General features: G+C 39.5%; 16 protein-coding genes. 13 read left to right on the top strand and 3 right to left on the bottom strand.

Features of this window, described 5'->3' with window-relative positions; all coding sequences use genetic code 11:
* Positions 1-66: 66 nt before the first annotated feature.
* Positions 67-999 (bottom strand): DMT family transporter, encoded by a 933-nt coding sequence (locus tag LIN78_RS16390; RefSeq protein WP_227181959.1) that lies wholly within the window; start codon positions 997-999, stop codon positions 67-69.
* A gap of 764 nt (positions 1,000-1,763) precedes the next feature.
* On the opposite strand from LIN78_RS16390, the gene LIN78_RS16385 reads away from it, so the two are divergent.
* The 8 genes from LIN78_RS16385 (at position 1,764) to LIN78_RS16350 (ending at position 9,951) form a co-directional block, all read left to right on the top strand.
* Positions 1,764-3,104 carry an NAD(P)/FAD-dependent oxidoreductase gene (locus LIN78_RS16385; RefSeq protein ID WP_227181958.1) on the top strand — a complete coding sequence of 447 codons (1,341 nt, stop codon included), beginning with the start codon at positions 1,764-1,766 and terminating at the stop codon, positions 3,102-3,104.
* 16 nt (positions 3,105-3,120) lie between these two features.
* Positions 3,121-3,993: a dihydrodipicolinate synthase family protein gene (locus LIN78_RS16380; protein WP_227181957.1), complete on the top strand. Its 873-nt coding sequence runs from the start codon at positions 3,121-3,123 to the stop codon at positions 3,991-3,993.
* 134 nt (positions 3,994-4,127) lie between these two features.
* Entirely contained in the window at positions 4,128-4,976 is an 849-nt protein-coding gene (locus LIN78_RS16375; protein WP_227181956.1) for a glycine betaine ABC transporter substrate-binding protein, read from the top strand.
* Positions 4,955-6,124, top strand: a complete 1,170-nt coding sequence (locus tag LIN78_RS16370; RefSeq protein WP_227181955.1) for a quaternary amine ABC transporter ATP-binding protein — start codon at positions 4,955-4,957, stop codon at positions 6,122-6,124. Before LIN78_RS16375 ends, LIN78_RS16370 begins: the two co-directional genes overlap by 22 nt.
* Before the next feature lie 35 nt (positions 6,125-6,159).
* Positions 6,160-6,996 (top strand): ABC transporter permease, encoded by an 837-nt coding sequence (locus LIN78_RS16365; RefSeq protein WP_227181954.1) that lies wholly within the window; start codon positions 6,160-6,162, stop codon positions 6,994-6,996.
* Positions 6,996-7,838, top strand: a complete 843-nt coding sequence (locus tag LIN78_RS16360; protein WP_227181953.1) for an ABC transporter permease — start codon at positions 6,996-6,998, stop codon at positions 7,836-7,838. Before LIN78_RS16365 ends, LIN78_RS16360 begins: the two co-directional genes overlap by 1 nt.
* A gap of 57 nt (positions 7,839-7,895) precedes the next feature.
* A complete protein-coding gene (locus LIN78_RS16355; RefSeq protein ID WP_227181952.1) occupies positions 7,896-9,371 on the top strand; it encodes an aldehyde dehydrogenase family protein in 1,476 nt (491 codons plus the stop codon).
* A 58-nt stretch (positions 9,372-9,429) separates the two neighbouring features.
* A complete protein-coding gene (locus LIN78_RS16350) occupies positions 9,430-9,951 on the top strand; it encodes an NAD(P)H-dependent oxidoreductase (protein ID WP_227181951.1) in 522 nt (173 codons plus the stop codon).
* A gap of 9 nt (positions 9,952-9,960) precedes the next feature.
* On the opposite strand, the gene LIN78_RS16345 is transcribed toward LIN78_RS16350, so the two are convergent.
* Positions 9,961-10,554, bottom strand: coding sequence for a helix-turn-helix domain-containing protein (locus LIN78_RS16345; protein WP_227181950.1), 594 nt, complete (start codon positions 10,552-10,554; stop codon positions 9,961-9,963).
* A 475-nt stretch (positions 10,555-11,029) separates the two neighbouring features.
* On the opposite strand from LIN78_RS16345, the gene LIN78_RS16340 reads away from it, so the two are divergent.
* The 3 genes from LIN78_RS16340 (at position 11,030) to LIN78_RS16330 (ending at position 13,762) form a co-directional block, all read left to right on the top strand.
* On the top strand, positions 11,030-11,599 hold the full coding sequence (locus LIN78_RS16340) for an HD domain-containing protein (protein ID WP_227181949.1): 570 nt from the start codon (positions 11,030-11,032) through the stop codon (positions 11,597-11,599).
* A 160-nt stretch (positions 11,600-11,759) separates the two neighbouring features.
* Entirely contained in the window at positions 11,760-12,791 is a 1,032-nt protein-coding gene (locus LIN78_RS16335; protein ID WP_227181948.1) for a GlxA family transcriptional regulator, read from the top strand.
* Positions 12,788-13,762: a GlxA family transcriptional regulator gene (locus LIN78_RS16330; protein ID WP_227181947.1), complete on the top strand. Its 975-nt coding sequence runs from the start codon at positions 12,788-12,790 to the stop codon at positions 13,760-13,762. The genes LIN78_RS16335 and LIN78_RS16330 overlap by 4 nt, the downstream gene beginning before the upstream one ends.
* A gap of 70 nt (positions 13,763-13,832) precedes the next feature.
* Here LIN78_RS16330 and LIN78_RS16325 read toward each other — a convergent pair whose 3' ends face one another.
* Positions 13,833-14,291: an Lrp/AsnC family transcriptional regulator gene (locus tag LIN78_RS16325; RefSeq protein WP_227181946.1), complete on the bottom strand. Its 459-nt coding sequence runs from the start codon at positions 14,289-14,291 to the stop codon at positions 13,833-13,835.
* A gap of 254 nt (positions 14,292-14,545) precedes the next feature.
* Here LIN78_RS16325 and speB point away from each other — a divergent pair, with 254 nt between their 5' ends.
* A complete protein-coding gene (gene speB, locus LIN78_RS16320) occupies positions 14,546-15,400 on the top strand; it encodes an agmatinase (RefSeq protein ID WP_227181945.1) in 855 nt (284 codons plus the stop codon).
* A 479-nt stretch (positions 15,401-15,879) separates the two neighbouring features.
* Positions 15,880-17,481 carry a methyl-accepting chemotaxis protein gene (locus LIN78_RS16315; protein ID WP_227181944.1) on the top strand — a complete coding sequence of 534 codons (1,602 nt, stop codon included), beginning with the start codon at positions 15,880-15,882 and terminating at the stop codon, positions 17,479-17,481.
* Positions 17,482-17,500 lie beyond the last annotated feature (19 nt).

The following is a 17,500-nucleotide window of genomic DNA, read 5'->3' as shown; positions in this document are numbered from 1 at the left end:
AGAAACAAGGCCCAGTAGGGGAGGGGGCTCCAAAAGTAGTGTTCTCACTTGTCCTACTCAAAAGTATTACACTTTTCCTCGAGAGACTAAGTAGACCCCTGATAGGATGAATAACGCTGCCTGGAGATGGAAGAGGTGCATGGATTCATTCAACACGAGCCAAGCGATAGCAGATGCATATAGTGGTCCGAGATAAAAGGTGATTGCAACCTTGTTAGGCCCAATCTGCTGCTGTGCCCATATATATATTAAGTAGGCTAATACACCAGGGAAAATCGCAGCGGCAAAAGCAAGCCAAACACCATAGAGATTAATTACTGGTGTGCCTACATTTTGAGCTTCAATGAGAGTACCAATGATAATCATAGGTAATGATGCACAGGTAACTACAGCGAGATGAGCTTTACCACTTAATGGACTTACCCAGATAGACTGAAGCACACTATAAACTGCCCAAGAAATTGTTGCGGCAACTATCCATATATCTCCGATTACAAACTCAAGATTACTTAATGCCTGCCATTGGCCTTTCACAATGACATGGATCATTCCCAAAAGAGCAATCAGAATTCCAAGAAGTTGATATGGTTGGAGACGTTCTTTCAAGCAAATAAATGAGCCCACAGCAATTAATACCGGGGCTGCAGCATAGATTAGTGCGATGTTCATTGCGGAGGTTGATTGGGCTCCTATATAGACCCATGCACCGCAGACAACCATCCCACAAAATCCTTGAATGATGTATTTGTGGATGTTACGGCAAATCTCATGCCGGAATTGGAAAATCTCTTTCATTGATAACAGCGTAAGAACAAAGGCTCCAATCCCCCATCTGATCAGTGTGAGCATGTAGGGGGGAATCACTCCAGGTGCTTTTCTTGCAACATAATAGTTAACAGACCAAAGCAAAGGGATAAGCAAAATAGAGGCTTTGGCTAAAAAAATTGATCGAGTCTTTGCCATCATGTTTGATTTTTCGCTTGCATAGCTATCTCGCACTTATCTAACCAATTTAAAGAACATGATCTTAAAAGCCCGAAATAATCATTAGTTAGGCTTCTTACGACCTGTTTTATTCTGAACCGATGCAAATTGCAGCTTGGTGGAATGCAAGGTAGGACATGCTGATTTGTTTTTTCAACATAGGAGAGATGTGCGTCTGGGATAATAAATGAAACAACATTACAACGATGAAAATCGTTATCTGAGAGTGATTGGTTTAAGGTTTCTATATTCTTAACGCATTAATCCTTAACTACTTGTGGCGCTAATCCACGGATAGACAATTTAATTAGCGGGCTAATTTATTTGCTGCTCAAAGCTGGTCTGACGTTTTAATCCTGTTTCATGTAAGAAAATTAAGTGATTGCTGCTTCTCTCTACTTACAGGGCCAGAAATACCTAACAAAACCTCAAAAAAATATTGCTAGATGTAATCGTTTACCGTAAGGTCTTCCCTTCTTTCTTTGAAAAACAATACAAAACTACCTTTTTGTTTGCATACATAATAAGTTGTTTAATTTTTTCAACGAAAAAAATAGTTAAATATTTTTATTGTAAATATTTTTTTACGTTGATATTATTGTTTTGAGTCAAGGGCAAGTGCAGACATTTGCGCTAAATGGGAGTTGTCAAAGCACATCAGTAAGGTTTTTTTTGAGGTGGTTTTGCAAAAGAAATTTGTGATGTAAGTCTTAGGAGTGAGTTGATTCACTCTGTGGGCGATGGCTTTGAAGCAGTTATCTGTTTCGAGGAGATCTATCTTGGTAGTTCAGAATAAAAGTATTAACGTAAAGCCACCACAAATGGAGCCGACAGACTCTGGCTGGTATCTGACATCTGGTGATGAGTTGCCTTTAATTAAGCAAAACGGTGATGTGACTTGTGAGTGCTTGGTAATTGGTGCTGGTTGGATGGGGTTGCATGCTGCGCGCAGATATGCAGAACTTCGTCCAGAAGCAAAAGTAGTACTAGTGGATGCTGGGCGTATTGGAAATAACGCTTCAGGTCGTTGCATGGGTTTCGCTATTGATCTCTCTCATAATCCACGTAAGCAAGATTTTGTGGAAGATGATCAGGGTAACCGTGACGAGTTATACGTTAATACAGAAGGTAATGAATATCTAAAACAAGCTGTTGAAGAGCTTGGTGTAGATTGCGATTGGGATCCTCAAGGTAAATACCATAGCGCGGCCACCGAAAGTGGTGTTAATGACCTGAAAATGTTTTCAAAAGCACTTGATCGCATGGGCCAGAAATATAGCTGGGTCGAAAAAGATCAAATGAAAGAGATGACCGGCAGCAATCATTATATTAAAGCGCTGCATCATCCTGGCACAATCTTAATTCAACCAGCAAAATATTTGAAAAATATGGCGCGGGTTTTACCTTCTAATGTAACTGTACTTGAAAATACGGTTGTCAAAAAAGCTACTTTTGATAAGTCGCAACATACGTTTGAAACCCAAAGTGGAATCATCCGTGCGAAAAAAGTCATTATCTGTACAGCTGGCTATTTGCAGAACTTTGGCTTCTATCCAAATTCCGCTATTCCCGTTTACACATTTGCAAGTATGACTCGTCAATTGACTGAACATGAATTGGCACAAGTCGGCAATAAAAATGCATTTGGTTTGATTCCTGCAAATAGTTTCGGGACAACAGTTCGAAGAACTGTTGATAACCGCTTATTCCTACGCAATGTTTATCACTATGCGGATCACTTCAAAACGACAGAAGAGACCGTGATGAACGCAAGAAAACATCAACAAATTTCTTTTGAACGTCGATGGCCTGATCTAGCTTCTATGGGGTTTGTCGCTAGCTGGGGCGGTCTATTAACACTTTCACAAAACGGTGGAATGGTTTGGGGCGAGTTAGCGCCAAACGTTTATGGTGCCGCTTATTGTAATGGCACAGGGATTTCTCGTGGTACTGGATTTGGCAAAGCAATCGCTGAACTAGCGCTAGGCATGAACTCTAGATCTATTGACATTCTGAAACGTAAAGCACCGCCAAGCAGAGGCTATCCACGGATTATTACATCCCTTGGAGTGAAGTTTGTTACTGGTTGGCGTTTTAAACAAGCAGGTAAAGAAATTTAATCTTAAGGAGTCAGAAATGGCAGATTTGTCAGGCATCAATTTAGCAATGCAAACCACGTTCAATGCCGATGGTTCAATTAACTTTAGCGCATATGAAGAACTTATTGAACAGTATTTGGCTGATGGTGTGCATGGTTTGGTCTTAGGGGCGGGTACCGGTCAGCATCCATATTTGACTGAACAAGAGTGTAATAAGTTATATGAAATTGGCATTAAGCGTATCAATGGACGTTGTAATGTAATTTGCCAAACCTCTGCTTTAAATGTGGATGAAGTGATTCGCCGTTCTAAGCATGCAGAAGCCAATGGTGCAGATGCGTTGATGGTTTTGCCTCCATATTTTGAAGGTCCAACCGATGATGATGGCTTATTTTCTTTCTACGAAGAATTAGATTCTGCAATTAAAGTAGATGTTGTTGGATATAACATTCCTCAATCAACTGGAATTGCTGTTTCAGTACCTCTTTTATTACGTTTAGCTGAACTACCAAGCTTTAATTATATTAAAGACAGTGGTGGTGATATGACTACACACCAACAATACTTACAAACATCTGTGAAAGTATTAAATGGTGCAGATACGATTGCTCCATTTGCTTTTATGGGCGGCGCAGTTGGTGCAATTCAAGGTACAGCAAATTACATGCCTAAAGAGGCTGTAAAACTTTACAACTTGATTAAAGAGAAAAAACTAGAAGAAGCATTGGAATTGTGGAAGCTAATGTTGCCTTCAGTGCTTTTACTGTGGACCGGTAATTATTTGCCAATGGTACTGAAAGCCGCTCATTTACGTGGATATGGCACCGGCAACTTGCGTAAGCCACTACGTGCAATTAGCGCACAAGAAGAGTTGGCTTTGAAAGAAGCAATTGCTCCATTACTGAAATAAAAATTAAGTAATGAAATAGAAAAGTTTTTTGTAGTAAATGGTCAGCTATGAAAATAGCTGACCACTAAGATAGTGATGTATCCATACGATTCAATTTGATTTTATTAAGTAATTTTTCTAGAGGAGAGGGAATTATGCGCAAGATTTTTAAATTGACAGTAGCATCTTTAATTCTTGGTATGAGTTTCTGCGCAACTGCAGCAGACAAGGGTGTTATCAAATTAGGTACCCTTGGTTGGGAAGATGTAAATTCAATTTCAATGGTCAGCAAAAAATTCTTAGAGAGCCAAGGCTATAAAGTACAAGTAACTACATTTGCCGACTGGGGTATTGCTTATAGTGCTCTAGCACGTGGCGATGTAGATACCATGGTGACATTTGTTAACTACGCCGCAGCGGATTACTGGACAAAGAATAAAGATAAATTAGAAAAAGTATCAAACATTTCATTTGGTTTGCGCCAGGGTATTGTTGTTCCAGCTCACATGCCAATTACTTCGATCGAGCAGTTGAATTCAGTTAAAGATCAAGTGGGTGGCAAAATTATTGGTATTGAACCTGGTTCTGGTTTGATGCGCGAAACCCAAGAGGCGATTAAACAATACGCTCTAAATTATACGTTGGTAGATGGTAGTACTGCAGCGATGACCGCGCAATTGCAATCTAGCACTGAGCGTAAACAACCATTAGTAACTGTACTTTGGAAGCCATCTTGGATGGAACAGAAGTACAAAGTGAAATTCTTAGATGATCCTAAGGGTGTATTTGCTCCTCCACAAGCCTATACAGTTATTGCTAAAAAAGGTTTCTCTGCACAAAACCCTAAAGCACGTGAAGCATTGGCAAGTATTTTTGTACCGATTGAAGATGTAGGCAGCATCAGTACAGAACTTAAAAATGGCAAAACAATGGATCAAGCCGTAAATAACTGGTGGAAAACCCATGGTGAACTTGTTTCTAAATGGAGCGTGATGGCGAAATAATAAAAAGTCATTGGCGGCATATTTCATATATGTCGCCAATGATTAGCTTCAGAACATTACAGCACCAATTAGATGGAAGTAAGAAAATGATGAATGAAACCAATCTCGTTAAGCAAAAGGCTGCCGTTGAATGTAAGGGTGTTTGGAAAATCTTTGGTAATCAAAGTCCAAAAAGTATTGAAGCAGCAAAAAGTGGCCGCTACGAGAAGGATCAATTACTAAAAGAATTCGGATGTGTCGCGGCAGTTGCCGGTGCGAATTTCTCTATTGCAGAAGGTGAGACGTTCTGCATTATTGGTCTATCTGGAAGTGGTAAGTCTACATTAATCAGACATTTCAACCGTCTAATTGAACCGACTAGTGGTGAAGTAATTGTCCGTGGTAAGGATATTTGCAAACTTAAAGCCGCAGAACTGAGAGACTTGCGCTCAAGAGTTATTGGAATGGTTTTCCAACAAGTTGCACTTTTACCTTACCGGACAGTTTTACAAAACGTTATGTTAACCCTTGAGGTTCAAGGGTGTAATTCAACAATCAGTAAAGAAAAAAGTTTAGCGGCGTTAGAGACTGTTGGCCTTAAAAACTGGGCAGATCGCTATCCTCGAGAGTTATCTGGCGGTATGCAACAGCGGGTGGGTATTGCCCGTGCATTAGCAGCTAACCCAGATGTATTGTTGATGGATGAGCCATTTAGTGCTTTAGATCCTTTAATTCGCAAACAATTACAAATCGAATTCCGTCAGTTATCTACTTCTCTTAAGAAAACAACCATCTTTATTACTCATGATATTGAAGAGGCTATCAGGATTGGCGACAGAATCGCCATTATGAGAGAAGGCAAGATTATTCAAATCGGCACACCTGAGGAAATTGCATTACATCCAGTCGATGATTATGTCGCTAACTTCATGGAAGGTGTCTCTAGATTAAAATTAGTAAAAGCTCACTCAGTGATGGAGGCGGTAAATTCCTCTGAGCTAGAGAGCCTTTCTTCTTGTACGAAAGCAGATGTTAATGCTTCTCTTGAAGAGTTAATTGATGCATCTATTGGTTCTCATTCTGACAAATTAGCCATCGTTGAGAATCATGAAATTGTTGGTGTTGTAAGTCGTGAAACTTTGTTGAAGTCAGTCCGGGCTTCTCATTAATTTCACTTAGACAATACATCATCAAGGAGATGTAAATGGTAGACGTAATACCAATATTTGATCAGGTTATCGAGGAAAGCCTATCTTGGCTTACTGATAACGCAGGTGACGTTTTTAATGGCATTAGTGCAGTCCTAAATGGATCATTTAATTTGCTAAACCATGTTTTTCAAGGTTTCAATTGGATGGTTTTTATTTTAGTGATTGGTATTTATGGGTTTTTCTTTGTAAGTCGAATCTTTGGAGTAGTTGCAAGTCTCGGCTTATGGTTATGTCAAGCAATGGGACTGTGGTCTGAAACAATGACTACATTGACATTAGTGATTAGCTCGACTTTCCTTGCCTTATTATTTGCTATTCCACTAGGAATTTTATTGGGATTAACCACTAAGTTTATTCGGTGGGCTGATGTTGTCTTGGATTTTATTCAAACAATGCCACCGTATATATATCTTTTGCCAGGTATTGCTTTGTTAGGCTTTGGACCTGCAACAGCAATGTGGGCTACATGGTTAGTTGCTATTCCTCCTGCACTTCGTCTAACTGCGCATGGCATCAGTATTACGCCAATTCAGTTTAACGAATTAGGGACATCCATTGGTCTAACAGGCATATCTCATCTATTTAAAATTCGAGTGCCATTTGCAGTCCCATCGATTTTTGCAGGGATTAATCAAAGTTTGATGCTCAGTTTTTCAATGGTAGTTATTGCTGGAATTGCTGGTTCGGGCGGTCTTGGACAAGTGATTTATGACTCAGTGCGTTCCCTACAAATTGATAAAGCTGTAGATGCTGGTTTAGCCATTGTGGTTGTCACGATTGTGTTAGATCGGATTACCCAACGCTTTGGAATGAAAGAAAGGAGCAAATAATGGATGCTATTCAGGTTTCACCAGGTTCTTACTTTGTTCCATTTTTGTCGTGGCTGAATATTAACTTTCATGGTTTGTTTGCTGAAGTAGCAATTTTCTTCGATGCATTAATCAGAGCAATTGTTCACGTCTTTACTTTCTTTTCAGGACAAACAACGATTCTCATCATCGCATTCTTGATCATGTTTTTATCAGGATGGAGAAGTGCGCTGGTGTGGTCAATTGGTATGTTGATTTGTTTAAGTTTAGGTATGTGGGAAGCAACCGTTCCAACACTCGCGATTATTTTATTGTCGGTAATTTTCTCCGTCATTGTCGGGGTTCCGATGGGGGTTCTGATTTCTAAAAACAAATTTTTGCGTATCGCCATTCAGCCAATTTTAGACATGATGCAGACATTGCCTCCTTGGGTGTACTTAGTTCCCGCTGTGATTTTATACGGTTTAGGCGTGGTGCCAGCGTTGATCTCTACGGTGATCTATGGGGTACCACCTCTGATTAGGCTAACCATTTTAGCGATGACACAAATACCTGAAAACCGTATAGAACTTGGTTCTGCAATTGGTGCGACAGAACGTACGATTTTCTGGAAGATAAAATTACCTTCAGCGATGCCTACTTTATTAATTGGTATTAACCAGTGTGTGCTGTTTTCATTAGGAATGGTTGTTTTAGCAGGACTTGTCGGTGCCGGTGGACTTGGTTCCGAGGTCACTCGTGGGCTATCTAGAATGGAATTTGGTTTGGGCATGCGCGCAAGTCTTGCAATTGTGATTCTTGCAGTGGTGCTTGATCGAGTGTTTAGAAATGCAATTCCTAAGAAGTATTTAATTAAGTCGTGATATTGCCCATTTCAGAATGGACAATAAATTTTTATCAATTTAACTTAAAAGTTAACTATGAAAAATCAACTATTTATTGATGGAAAATGGGTTTCTCCAATTCATGGCGGCACACAAGAGATTTTTAATCCTGCAACGGGCAACTTGCTTCACGTTGTAGCGGTTGCCTCAGAGCATGATGTCGATATTGCAGTTAAAGCTGCTCGTAGAGCATTTGATAAGGATGGTTGGTCAACCTTACCAGGTAGTGAACGTGCGAAATATCTTCGTAAAATGGCCGAAATTATTAGACGACGCTTACCTGAGTTAGCTGAGCTGGAAGTGAAAGATAATGGTAAGCCAAGACCAGAAGCTGAATGGGACATTGGTGATGCGGCAGGTTGCTTTGAGTATTATGCAAAGTTAGCTGAAGAGTTAGATACAAATAATAAATCAGATATTCAATTATCTGATGATCGCTTTACCTCCAAAGTGGTACGTGAGCCGCTTGGGGTCGTCGGTGCAATTGTTCCATGGAATTACCCTCTATTAATGGCTTCATGGAAGGTTGCTCCTGCATTGGCTGCGGGATGTACGGTTGTGTTAAAACCAGCTGAAGTTACTCCGCTAACTTCTCTAGAATTAGCCGCCGTTGCAGAAGAGGCTGGATTACCGGCTGGTGTACTGAATGTTCTAACTGGGCGTGGTTCTGTTGCTGGTCAGGCGATTGTTGATCATCCTTTAGTTGATAAGCTTGCCTTTACTGGTTCTGGCCCTGTTGGTTCTCGCATTATGGCTTCAGCATCTAAAGATGTGAAGCGTGTAACCTTAGAGCTAGGTGGTAAATCTCCATTAATCGTGTTCCCTGATTCTGATATTGCGAAAGCAGTTGAATGGGTAATGTTCGGTATTTTCTGGAACCAAGGTCAGGTTTGTTCTGCAACCTCTAGAGTGCTTGTTCACGAAGAGATCTACCAATCGTTCCTTGATCGTTTAGTTGCAGAAGCGAAGAAAATTACCATTGGTAATGGCCTAGATGCCGGTATTTTATTGGGACCTTTAGTATCAGAGACACAACATCGCAATGTTTCTAATGCGGTACTGAAAGCAAAAGAAGATGGTGCGAAGGTTCTGACAGGCGGTGGTCGTCCAGCGAATATGGAGCAGGGTTACTTCTTCGAGCCAACTGTCTTAACAGATGTTCCATTAAACAGCGAAGCTTGGATTGAGGAAATTTTTGGACCAGTGGTTTGTGTAAGACCATTTGCTACAGAGCAAGAAGCTGTTGAACTTGCGAATGACTCTCGCTTTGGATTGGCTGCTGCTGTGATGAGTCAAAACAATGAACTAGCTGAGCGTGTAGCAGCTAATTTACGTGCAGGTGTTGTTTGGATTAATTGTTCACAACCTACCTTTACTGAGGCGCCATGGGGTGGCTACAAGCAATCCGGTATTGGACGTGAATTAGGCCCATGGGGATTGGATAATTATTTAGAAACCAAACAAATTACCGCGTATGTAAGTGATGCGCCATGGGGTTGGTACATTAAATAATCGTAATGAAAAGGCTCTAGGATATGAATTTTCCTAGAGCCTTTTACTGGAGAAAATTTTGTCAAAGAAGCTAGTTATTGTTGCACATCCTGATTTAAGTGTGTCTAGGATTAACTCTAGTTTAATTAGCAGCATATCCGGTATGGATGATGTTGAAGTAGCCAAGCTATATTCAAAATATCCTGAAGAGAAGCTTGATATTGTTGCGGAACAGAAATTAATTGAACAGTTTGACAGTATTATTTTACAGTTCCCAATGCAGTGGTACAGCTGTCCATCTCTATTAAAGAAATGGATTGATGACGTGTTCACAGATGGATGGGCATACGGTTCAAGATATGTACTTGAAGGTAAGCAACTCAGTATTGCTGTTACTACTTGGTCAAAAGCTTCTGATTATCAAAAAGAGGGTCGCTACCGCAGGACATTAGAAGAGCTGACAAGCCCTTTTGAGGTGTTGGCTTTTAGAATCAACATGAAGTATGGCAAGCCGTTTTTCATCAGTGGTGTAGGTGACATTGATGATGACCAGCTTGCTAATTATGGGCGCTTGTATAAAGAGTATTTAGAAAATATCTAATCGTGAATTTTAGTAAATCGGGGGTGATATGATCCAGATAATTTTTGTTTCAATGTCCCCCGTATTTTTCCAGTGATAGGGCTCTCCAGCAATTCGAAAGGTATCCCCTTCGGTTACGGTAAAAGTATGCCCGCCAATGCAAATCTCCAATTGCCCTTGCAAAACAAAACATTCTTCTTCTGTTTCTCTGCAAGATTCTGGAATCGTTGTGCCGGGTTGAATTGTTGTTAAGAAGGTTTCAAAAGAACCTCCAATATGTGGCGAGAGTAACTCTTCAGATAGACCGCCAACACCTTCACCAAGCCGTCTTCGTGCATGTGATCTAACAACGCGGCCAATTTCTAAGCTAGGTTTATTTTCTGTAATTAGAAACCACCCAAGTGGAACACCAAGGGCATGTGCAATTCTGCGCAGGTCAGATATTGAACTTTCCGCATTGCCTCTTTCTAGTTGACTAATGAAGCTAATTGATCGGCCTGTGGCTGATGCTAATTCACTCAGCTTTTTACCTCTAGCCTTCCTGAGACTTCGGATTTCCTTCCCAAGTGATACTCGGTCTAAAGAAACGTCATGTTCTAGGTCTGCGGCTAATGCTTCAGTCATTTTGGTGCACGCTCAGTTTCAAAATTTTATTTTAGCATAAAAATAATAAGAAAATTTTATGAAGAAAAATACATCTATAAAAGTTGTGAATTTACAAAAGAACGACAAAAAAAACACTTTTTATGGTGATGCTTTTCAACAGGTTATAAAAAAAATATATTAAAAACAATGTATTAGGTTGTTGCTGAAGAATACAACCTTATCAAAAGTAATTTAGCATATGTCTTTGTGTTTTTATGTTTGAATTATTCTTTATAAAAATATATCAAATATATTTTACTGTTAAAAAATATGTGGTATATTTTTTCTTGTAAGATACGCCTGTATAAGAGCCAAGTGATCGAATGCAAAAAAAATTTGGGGTGCTCAGCAACTACTTCGTGGGCAATGGGTTGTGGACACTCAAATGGGCATTAAGGCTTTTTTGTAAATAAGAGATCACTGGTTTTGATAACCATGTGGAGAGGGGTTCAAGATGGAACATGTTAGTTTTAAGCAAATGAAAGATGGCACAGCCGAAGAGTTTATTTTTCTGAGAAAACTAGAGAATGAATTCTGTACAAGAACTGCAAGTCGTTTAATTGAAGAATTGATTCGCCAAAAAACAGAAACGCTTGAAGGCTATCGCATTACTCGATACGAACATGCTGTACAAAGTGCTACAAGAGCGATGAGAGATGGTGCTGATGACGATTGGATTGTCGCGACTCTTTTACATGACATTGCAGATGGCATCGCACCAAGAAATCATGATCGCGCAGCAGCAGAAATTCTAAGACCGTTTGTGCGTGAAGATGTCTGTTGGGTGATCGAGCACCACGCATTATTTCAAACTTTTTATTATGGTGAACATCTAGGTTGGGATAAGTATGCGAGAGAAGCATACAAAGACCATCCTTGGTATCAGCTCACTGTAGATTTTTGTGAAAACTGGGATCAGTCATCATTTGATGAAAACTATCCTAGTGAGCCATTAGAGACTTTTATTCCAATAGTTGAGCGCGTATTTAATCGTGAACCATACTGGTTCCAAAACAAAAACTAAGATCGTTGGTTGTCCAAGTTTTATGCTAGTAGTTCCTCTGAAGATGGGGTTGGCCAATAAAATGTAACTTCGGTTATCTTTTATTGGCCTTTTTTGATTGTTCAGCGTTTGCTCTGAAGCATATAGATCACATTAGTTATAAAGAAGTCTGAGGGTTTATATGAATAATACTCATCTACATCCATCAATTTTAAAAGATGGCCCTATTTCAATCGGTTTCGTCTTAGCACCAAACTTTACACTCAGTGCATTTTCAAATTTTTTAGATGCAATAAGACTCGCGGCTGATGATGGGGACCTGAGTCGGCCAATTTTTTTTAGTTGGGATGTGATTAGTCACGACTATCAGCCGATTAAATCAAGTTGCAATATTAAGGTCGTTCCGACGCGGACTATTTATGACCGCAAACATTACGACTACATCGTGGTTGTTGGTGGGTTACTCCAAAATAATCAAAAGCTACCCAACCAGTCTATTGAGTTTTTGCTTGAAGCGGCAAAGGCTAAAACAACCTTGATTGGTATTTGTACTGGAACATTCATTTTAGCTAGAGCAGGGCTGCTCAAAACTTCAAAGGTTTGTATCAGCTGGTTTCATCATGATCAGTTCATTAACGAATTCCCAAAAATCAAGGCAAACGCTGATAGTTTATTCACGATAGATAATCAATTTATCACTTGCTCTGGAGGGATTGGTGCTCTGCATTTAGCGGCACATCTTATCGAACGACATAGAGGAAAATACGAAGCAGTTCAATCTTTGCGGATTCTGCAATCTGATTTTCCATTGCCTGCTCAATCTTTACAGCCTCCACCAACAACACTGACCAGCGCTAGAAGTGCAAAAGTGAAAAAGGCCATTCTATTTATTGAAAAAAATATCAGAAATCCTTTAACGGTTGCGTCAATTGCCTCAAATCTAAATGTCAGCACACGTCATTTGGAACGACTATTTATGAAAGAGCTTGGTGTAAGTCCAACACGTTTGTACCTGAAATTGCGGCTTGCACATGCAAACAAATTAATTAGGCAATCCACTTATAGTATTTCTTATGTCGCCTCAGAATGTGGCTTCATCGATCTTTCGCATTTTTGTAGATCATTTAAAGATGAGTTTGGTATCACTGCATCTACAGCAAGAGAGCAATATTCAATGCATTCAGTACGAATAAATGGGGTGTTAGTCCAATGAGAGCAAACCAGATTTCACTAGGATTTATTCTCTCCCCTGAATTTACGCTCAGTGCATTTTCCAATTTTTTAGATGCTTTTAGGTTGGCCTCTGATGATGGCGATGCGAGTAGGCAGATTCGATTTAGATGGGATGTTATCTCGCCAAATGGCCAGTTTATTCGATCAAGTACAGGGATTGAGGTATTACCTACCGCAAAGTTAAGTAAGGATGTTCATTACGATTATTTAATTGTAGTTGGAGGTGTTCTGCGTGGACACTTGGTATTGGATGAAGAGGTTCGACAATTTATAAATTATCACTGTCAAAAAAATACAAAAGTGGTTGCATTATGCACTGGCACATTTTTGTTGGCGAAAGAGGGGTTGCTCAACCATAAAAATGTTAGTGTAAATTGGTTTCATATAAATCATTTCAAGCATGAGTTTCCACTGGTCAATGCAAGCTGTGAAGAATTATATATTCAGGATAGAAACATCTTTTCTTGTGCTGGCGGTGTCGGCGTTGCGCAATTAGCGGCTCATCTCATCGCGAAGCACTATGGCAATGAAGTCGCTGAAAAGTCTTTAAGAATTATGATGGATGATGTGAAAACCGGGGAAAAAAATAAACAGCCATATCCTGTTTTAGTTCATCGAGTCACGAATCCCTATGTAAAGGCGGCGATGAGTATTATTGAGAAAAATCTAAAAGATCCGTTACCTATTGATGCGATCGCAAAGCGGATTAACTTAAGTACACGGCAGCTTGAGAGGCTATTTTTAGCTGAAACGAATATAAGTCCTACCGCGTATGCCATTAAGGCACGATTAAACTTAGCACTAAAATACTTACTAAATACAGACTATGCTGTAGGACACATTGCTAACGAAACGGGGTTTATTTCAAGCTCGCATTTTTCTAAGGTGTTCAGAAAAGAATATAAGCTTTCAGCAACTGCGATGCGTAAACAGGTGGTCAAAAGAGATTAATTGCAGGGCAGGCAATATTCTTGCTCTGCTAATCAGGTTGTACATTATCCCCTGACGAACGCTAGAATTCTTAATAATGATCCTTTTCTATTTTCTTAGACAGAATGATCGAGGTCGTTGTTCGTTCAATACCATCGATTAGGCCAATTTCTTCTAGAATTGTATTGAGGCGTTCTGGTGTTGCAGCCTTTAACAGTAAAACATTATCAAATTCGCCGCTGACTGCATATAGCAGCCGAACTTCAGCAATTTTTATTAATTTTGCTTCCACTTCCCTAATCAGTTTAGGAGTGATGATGACGCCAACAAAAGCTTGGATGTAACTATCAGCTGCCTCTTTGCCTAACCTAATGCTATATCCTTTGATGACCTGATTGGCTTCTAGTCTCGAAATACGGGCTATCACTGTTGTTCTGGCAATGCTTAATTTTCGAGCTAAAACAGCTACAGACTCTCGTCCATTTTCCTGGAGGAGTTGGATAAGTTTGGTATCAATAGCATCTAGTTGGTCGAGTCTTGCGAACTTCATCAGTATTTTCTTCAATATGCTTAGCATCTAAACTAAGGAGCAAATATAAGCAGACTCATCTTCTTGCAAGTCTGGCGGAATTTATTTGATATAGAATGTATGAAATTATCGACATAAAGTCGAGTTTTATTACATATTTTTGATGAATTATCACTACAAATTGTAAGTGCATACCCTTATGCTTTCTCAAGGTATCTATCTGTCTTGGGTATCATCCCTTAACAACATAAGATGGGAAACAGAAGGGGCTATAAATGATTAATCATGTAGGTGGTTATGTATCTTTAATTGGGATACCGCTAGATTTTAATTCTTCCTATTTACAAGGTGCCGCAGAGGCACCTGATGTAATCCGTCGCGCGCTTGCTTGTGATTCGAGTAACTGGTGGAGTGAGCAAGGTGTCAATCTAGGGAAGAGTGGATTGATTGTTGATGAAGGGAATCTTGCCATTTCATCCGAGCATGAATCTGATGCCTTCGAATTAATTGTGAGTAGCGTAGATAAGATTTTATCAAGAAAGGTGCCCCTAATTTCACTAGGTGGTGATCATTCTATTTCTTATCCAATCTTACGAGCATTTAAAAAACATTATGATCAATTAACTGTTATTCATTTTGACGCGCATCCAGATCTATATGATGAGTTACTCGACAACCGCTGGTCACATGCAAGTCCATTTGCAAGGGTAATGGAGGAAGGACTTGCATCAAGATTAATTCAAGTTGGGATTCGTACTCTTACGGGGCACCAGCATGAGCAAGCAGAAAAGTTTGGCGTAGAAATTTTTCAGATGACAAATTGGGAGCAATTTTTAGACTTGGATATTAGTGGAGCTGTTTATATAACTATTGATCTTGATGTTTTAGATCCCGCATTTGCGCCAGGCATATCTCATTATGAACCCGGTGGAATGAGCGTAAGAGAACTCATCCGTTGCTTACATGCGATTAGGGCGCCAATCGTCGGGGCAGATATTGTTGAGTTTAATCCGGCACGAGATTATCAGGGCCAGACAGCGATGGTTGGCGCTAAGTTATTGAAAGAAGTTGCAGCAGGAATTCTATCAAATGCAACAACTGACAAGCGGCAATGCTCATCACGAAAATGAGGAATAGGGTGTTAGGCAGTGTTTCCCGTTCTTGTTTGGCACCCCTCCAAAATGTTTTAACGAAGTAGTCATTATTTTTCAGCTAACAACTTCTTATTTATCATTTATCTGCGCATAACTTTCTTATATGGCTCTGACTTGCTTCATATCTAGAGCCGCCTTCCTGTTCGTTGGTCTAGCGTATCTATTCTTATCAGTTTCACTACGACGCTTAGGTATATGCATTACTTTGCTTATAAAATAATGTATACAATTTATCCGTTATAAAAATAAAATGCACTTGGTTTTTAATTTAAAAAATATGATATATTATTTTTTGTAAAGTTGGTTCTAGATTCAATAAAGTGTGCGTACAGTTGTACGCTTTGGTTTCAAAAGATTTACCTAGCTGCTTTTACATAGAACGAAGCAAAAGTGGATGGCAGAAATTACGATCAGACAGAATAGGTTATAAAAAAACTAAAAAAGAGGGAGGCAACATGCTTAAACAATCAAGAATTGCAGTGCGTTTAACCTATGCTTTTGCGGTAGTTTTATTGACACTCATTTGTATTGTGGCAGTAAGCATGTGGAATCAGTTATCCCTTAATCAAGAACTAAAGGACGCAGCAATTAGAAGCAATGAAGCAAAAGTGCTATCTGATTTTAAGGCTGAGATACTAAGTTTTGATGCATCAGCGCACAACCTAGTTACCGCAACCAATATGGACTTTATCTCGAATGGTAGGCAACAGTTAGAGGCAAGTTATCTTAGATTGCAGAAACTCTTAACCGTTCTTCCAAAAGAGTCGTTGGCTAAAATCCAACCTCCATCTCTAGTGCTTATTAAACAAGCAAAAGAAATCATCCAGATGATGAGTACCTATCATCTACCTGATGCGAATGTTACCTATCAATTTCAAATTCAACCATCCGTGAAAACTTTGCTGGATGAAATTAATGTAATTCGTGCAAAAAAATCTACTGCAATTCTTCAAAGTTCGAAAAAAGCTGATGAAAAATTTAAATTTGATATTTTCATGTTGCTTGGGGCAAGTTTATTTGCAATTTTGATCAGTCTATTTGTTGGTTATAGGGTAACAAAAAGCATCATTTCCCCGTTGAATCATGCCGTTGAGATAGCAAATGAAGTCGCTGCGGGTAATCTCAATCTGCACTTTCAATCGAATAGTAATGATGAAACGGGACAATTATTGACCGCACTTGGCCAAATGGTAGAAAAGCTTTCTGGTGCCGTTGCCTTAGTTCGAGTCGCCGCAAGTCATGTTGATGAATCCTCAAAAAATCTAATCAATTCATCTGGAGCGTTAGATCAAAATGCTGGAAATCAAGCAAATGCAATCGGCTTAATTTCCGTACAAATTCAACAAATGAATGCCAATGCAAGTCAGTTGGCGTCTGTTGCGACTGAGTTAGCGCGAACCGCTGCTGGTAGTTTGCAATCTACTAAAAGTGGAGATCAACGAATGCAGGATTTAAATCAAGATTTGGCGATATTAAAAAATGTTGTAAATGAAATGAGCGAGTGTATTCAAAGGTTTGTCGAGCGTACGTTGGTCATTACTAATATGACAAAAGAAGTGAGAGAGATCGCAGAGCAAACGAATTTATTAGCTTTAAATGCCGCGATTGAGGCAGCAAGGGCAGGGGAACAAGGCCGAGGTTTTGCTGTTGTGGCGGATGAAGTGCGTAAGCTGGCAGAGAAGTCATCTAGTTCCGCTAATAATATTGACCGTATTACTCAGGAACTTGCTTCGCAATATGACAAGGTAGAAGAGGTTTCTGAAAAAGGACGCAAGATTATTTCGAATATCGATAGCTCTTCTAAAACAGTTATTCATGCTTTGGAAGAAACCACTAAGTCTGCATTAGAAACTAATCAATCGACAGACCAAATTAATACAGCTGTAAATGAGCAAAGTGAAGTGTGTGAAAAGTTAGTATCAGATATGAATCAGATTAAATTAATGGCAGATAACAGCACAGTTGCTGCCAGTAACACACGTGAGCAATCAGTGACTTTAGCTAAAGTTGCTGATCAACTAGGTGGTGCAGTTTCTCAATTTCGATTAGCAAGTTAATTGTTTTAATAATTATAAA

The organism is Leeia speluncae (genome assembly GCF_020564625.1).
GTDB lineage: Bacteria > Pseudomonadota > Gammaproteobacteria > Burkholderiales > Leeiaceae > Leeia > Leeia speluncae.
Note: the sequence above shows the minus strand (reverse complement) of the source record. Positions and strands in the feature narration are given on the sequence as shown.

Excerpts from the sequence above, each read along its gene's own strand:
- LIN78_RS16355 (WP_227181952.1), top strand. The coding sequence starts at position 7,896 with ATGAAAAATCAACTATTTATTGATGGAAAATGGGTTTCTCCAATTCAT.
- LIN78_RS16315 (WP_227181944.1), top strand. The coding sequence starts at position 15,880 with ATGCTTAAACAATCAAGAATTGCAGTGCGTTTAACCTATGCTTTTGCG.
- LIN78_RS16340 (WP_227181949.1), top strand. The coding sequence starts at position 11,030 with ATGGAACATGTTAGTTTTAAGCAAATGAAAGATGGCACAGCCGAAGAG.
- LIN78_RS16330 (WP_227181947.1), top strand. The coding sequence starts at position 12,788 with ATGAGAGCAAACCAGATTTCACTAGGATTTATTCTCTCCCCTGAATTT.
- speB (WP_227181945.1), top strand. The coding sequence starts at position 14,546 with ATGATTAATCATGTAGGTGGTTATGTATCTTTAATTGGGATACCGCTA.
- LIN78_RS16335 (WP_227181948.1), top strand. The coding sequence starts at position 11,760 with ATGAATAATACTCATCTACATCCATCAATTTTAAAAGATGGCCCTATT.
- LIN78_RS16345 (WP_227181950.1), bottom strand. The coding sequence starts at position 10,554 with ATGACTGAAGCATTAGCCGCAGACCTAGAACATGACGTTTCTTTAGAC.
- LIN78_RS16380 (WP_227181957.1), top strand. The coding sequence starts at position 3,121 with ATGGCAGATTTGTCAGGCATCAATTTAGCAATGCAAACCACGTTCAAT.
- LIN78_RS16325 (WP_227181946.1), bottom strand. The coding sequence starts at position 14,291 with ATGAAGTTCGCAAGACTCGACCAACTAGATGCTATTGATACCAAACTT.
- LIN78_RS16370 (WP_227181955.1), top strand. The coding sequence starts at position 4,955 with ATGGAGCGTGATGGCGAAATAATAAAAAGTCATTGGCGGCATATTTCA.
- LIN78_RS16365 (WP_227181954.1), top strand. The coding sequence starts at position 6,160 with ATGGTAGACGTAATACCAATATTTGATCAGGTTATCGAGGAAAGCCTA.
- LIN78_RS16360 (WP_227181953.1), top strand. The coding sequence starts at position 6,996 with ATGGATGCTATTCAGGTTTCACCAGGTTCTTACTTTGTTCCATTTTTG.
- LIN78_RS16375 (WP_227181956.1), top strand. The coding sequence starts at position 4,128 with ATGCGCAAGATTTTTAAATTGACAGTAGCATCTTTAATTCTTGGTATG.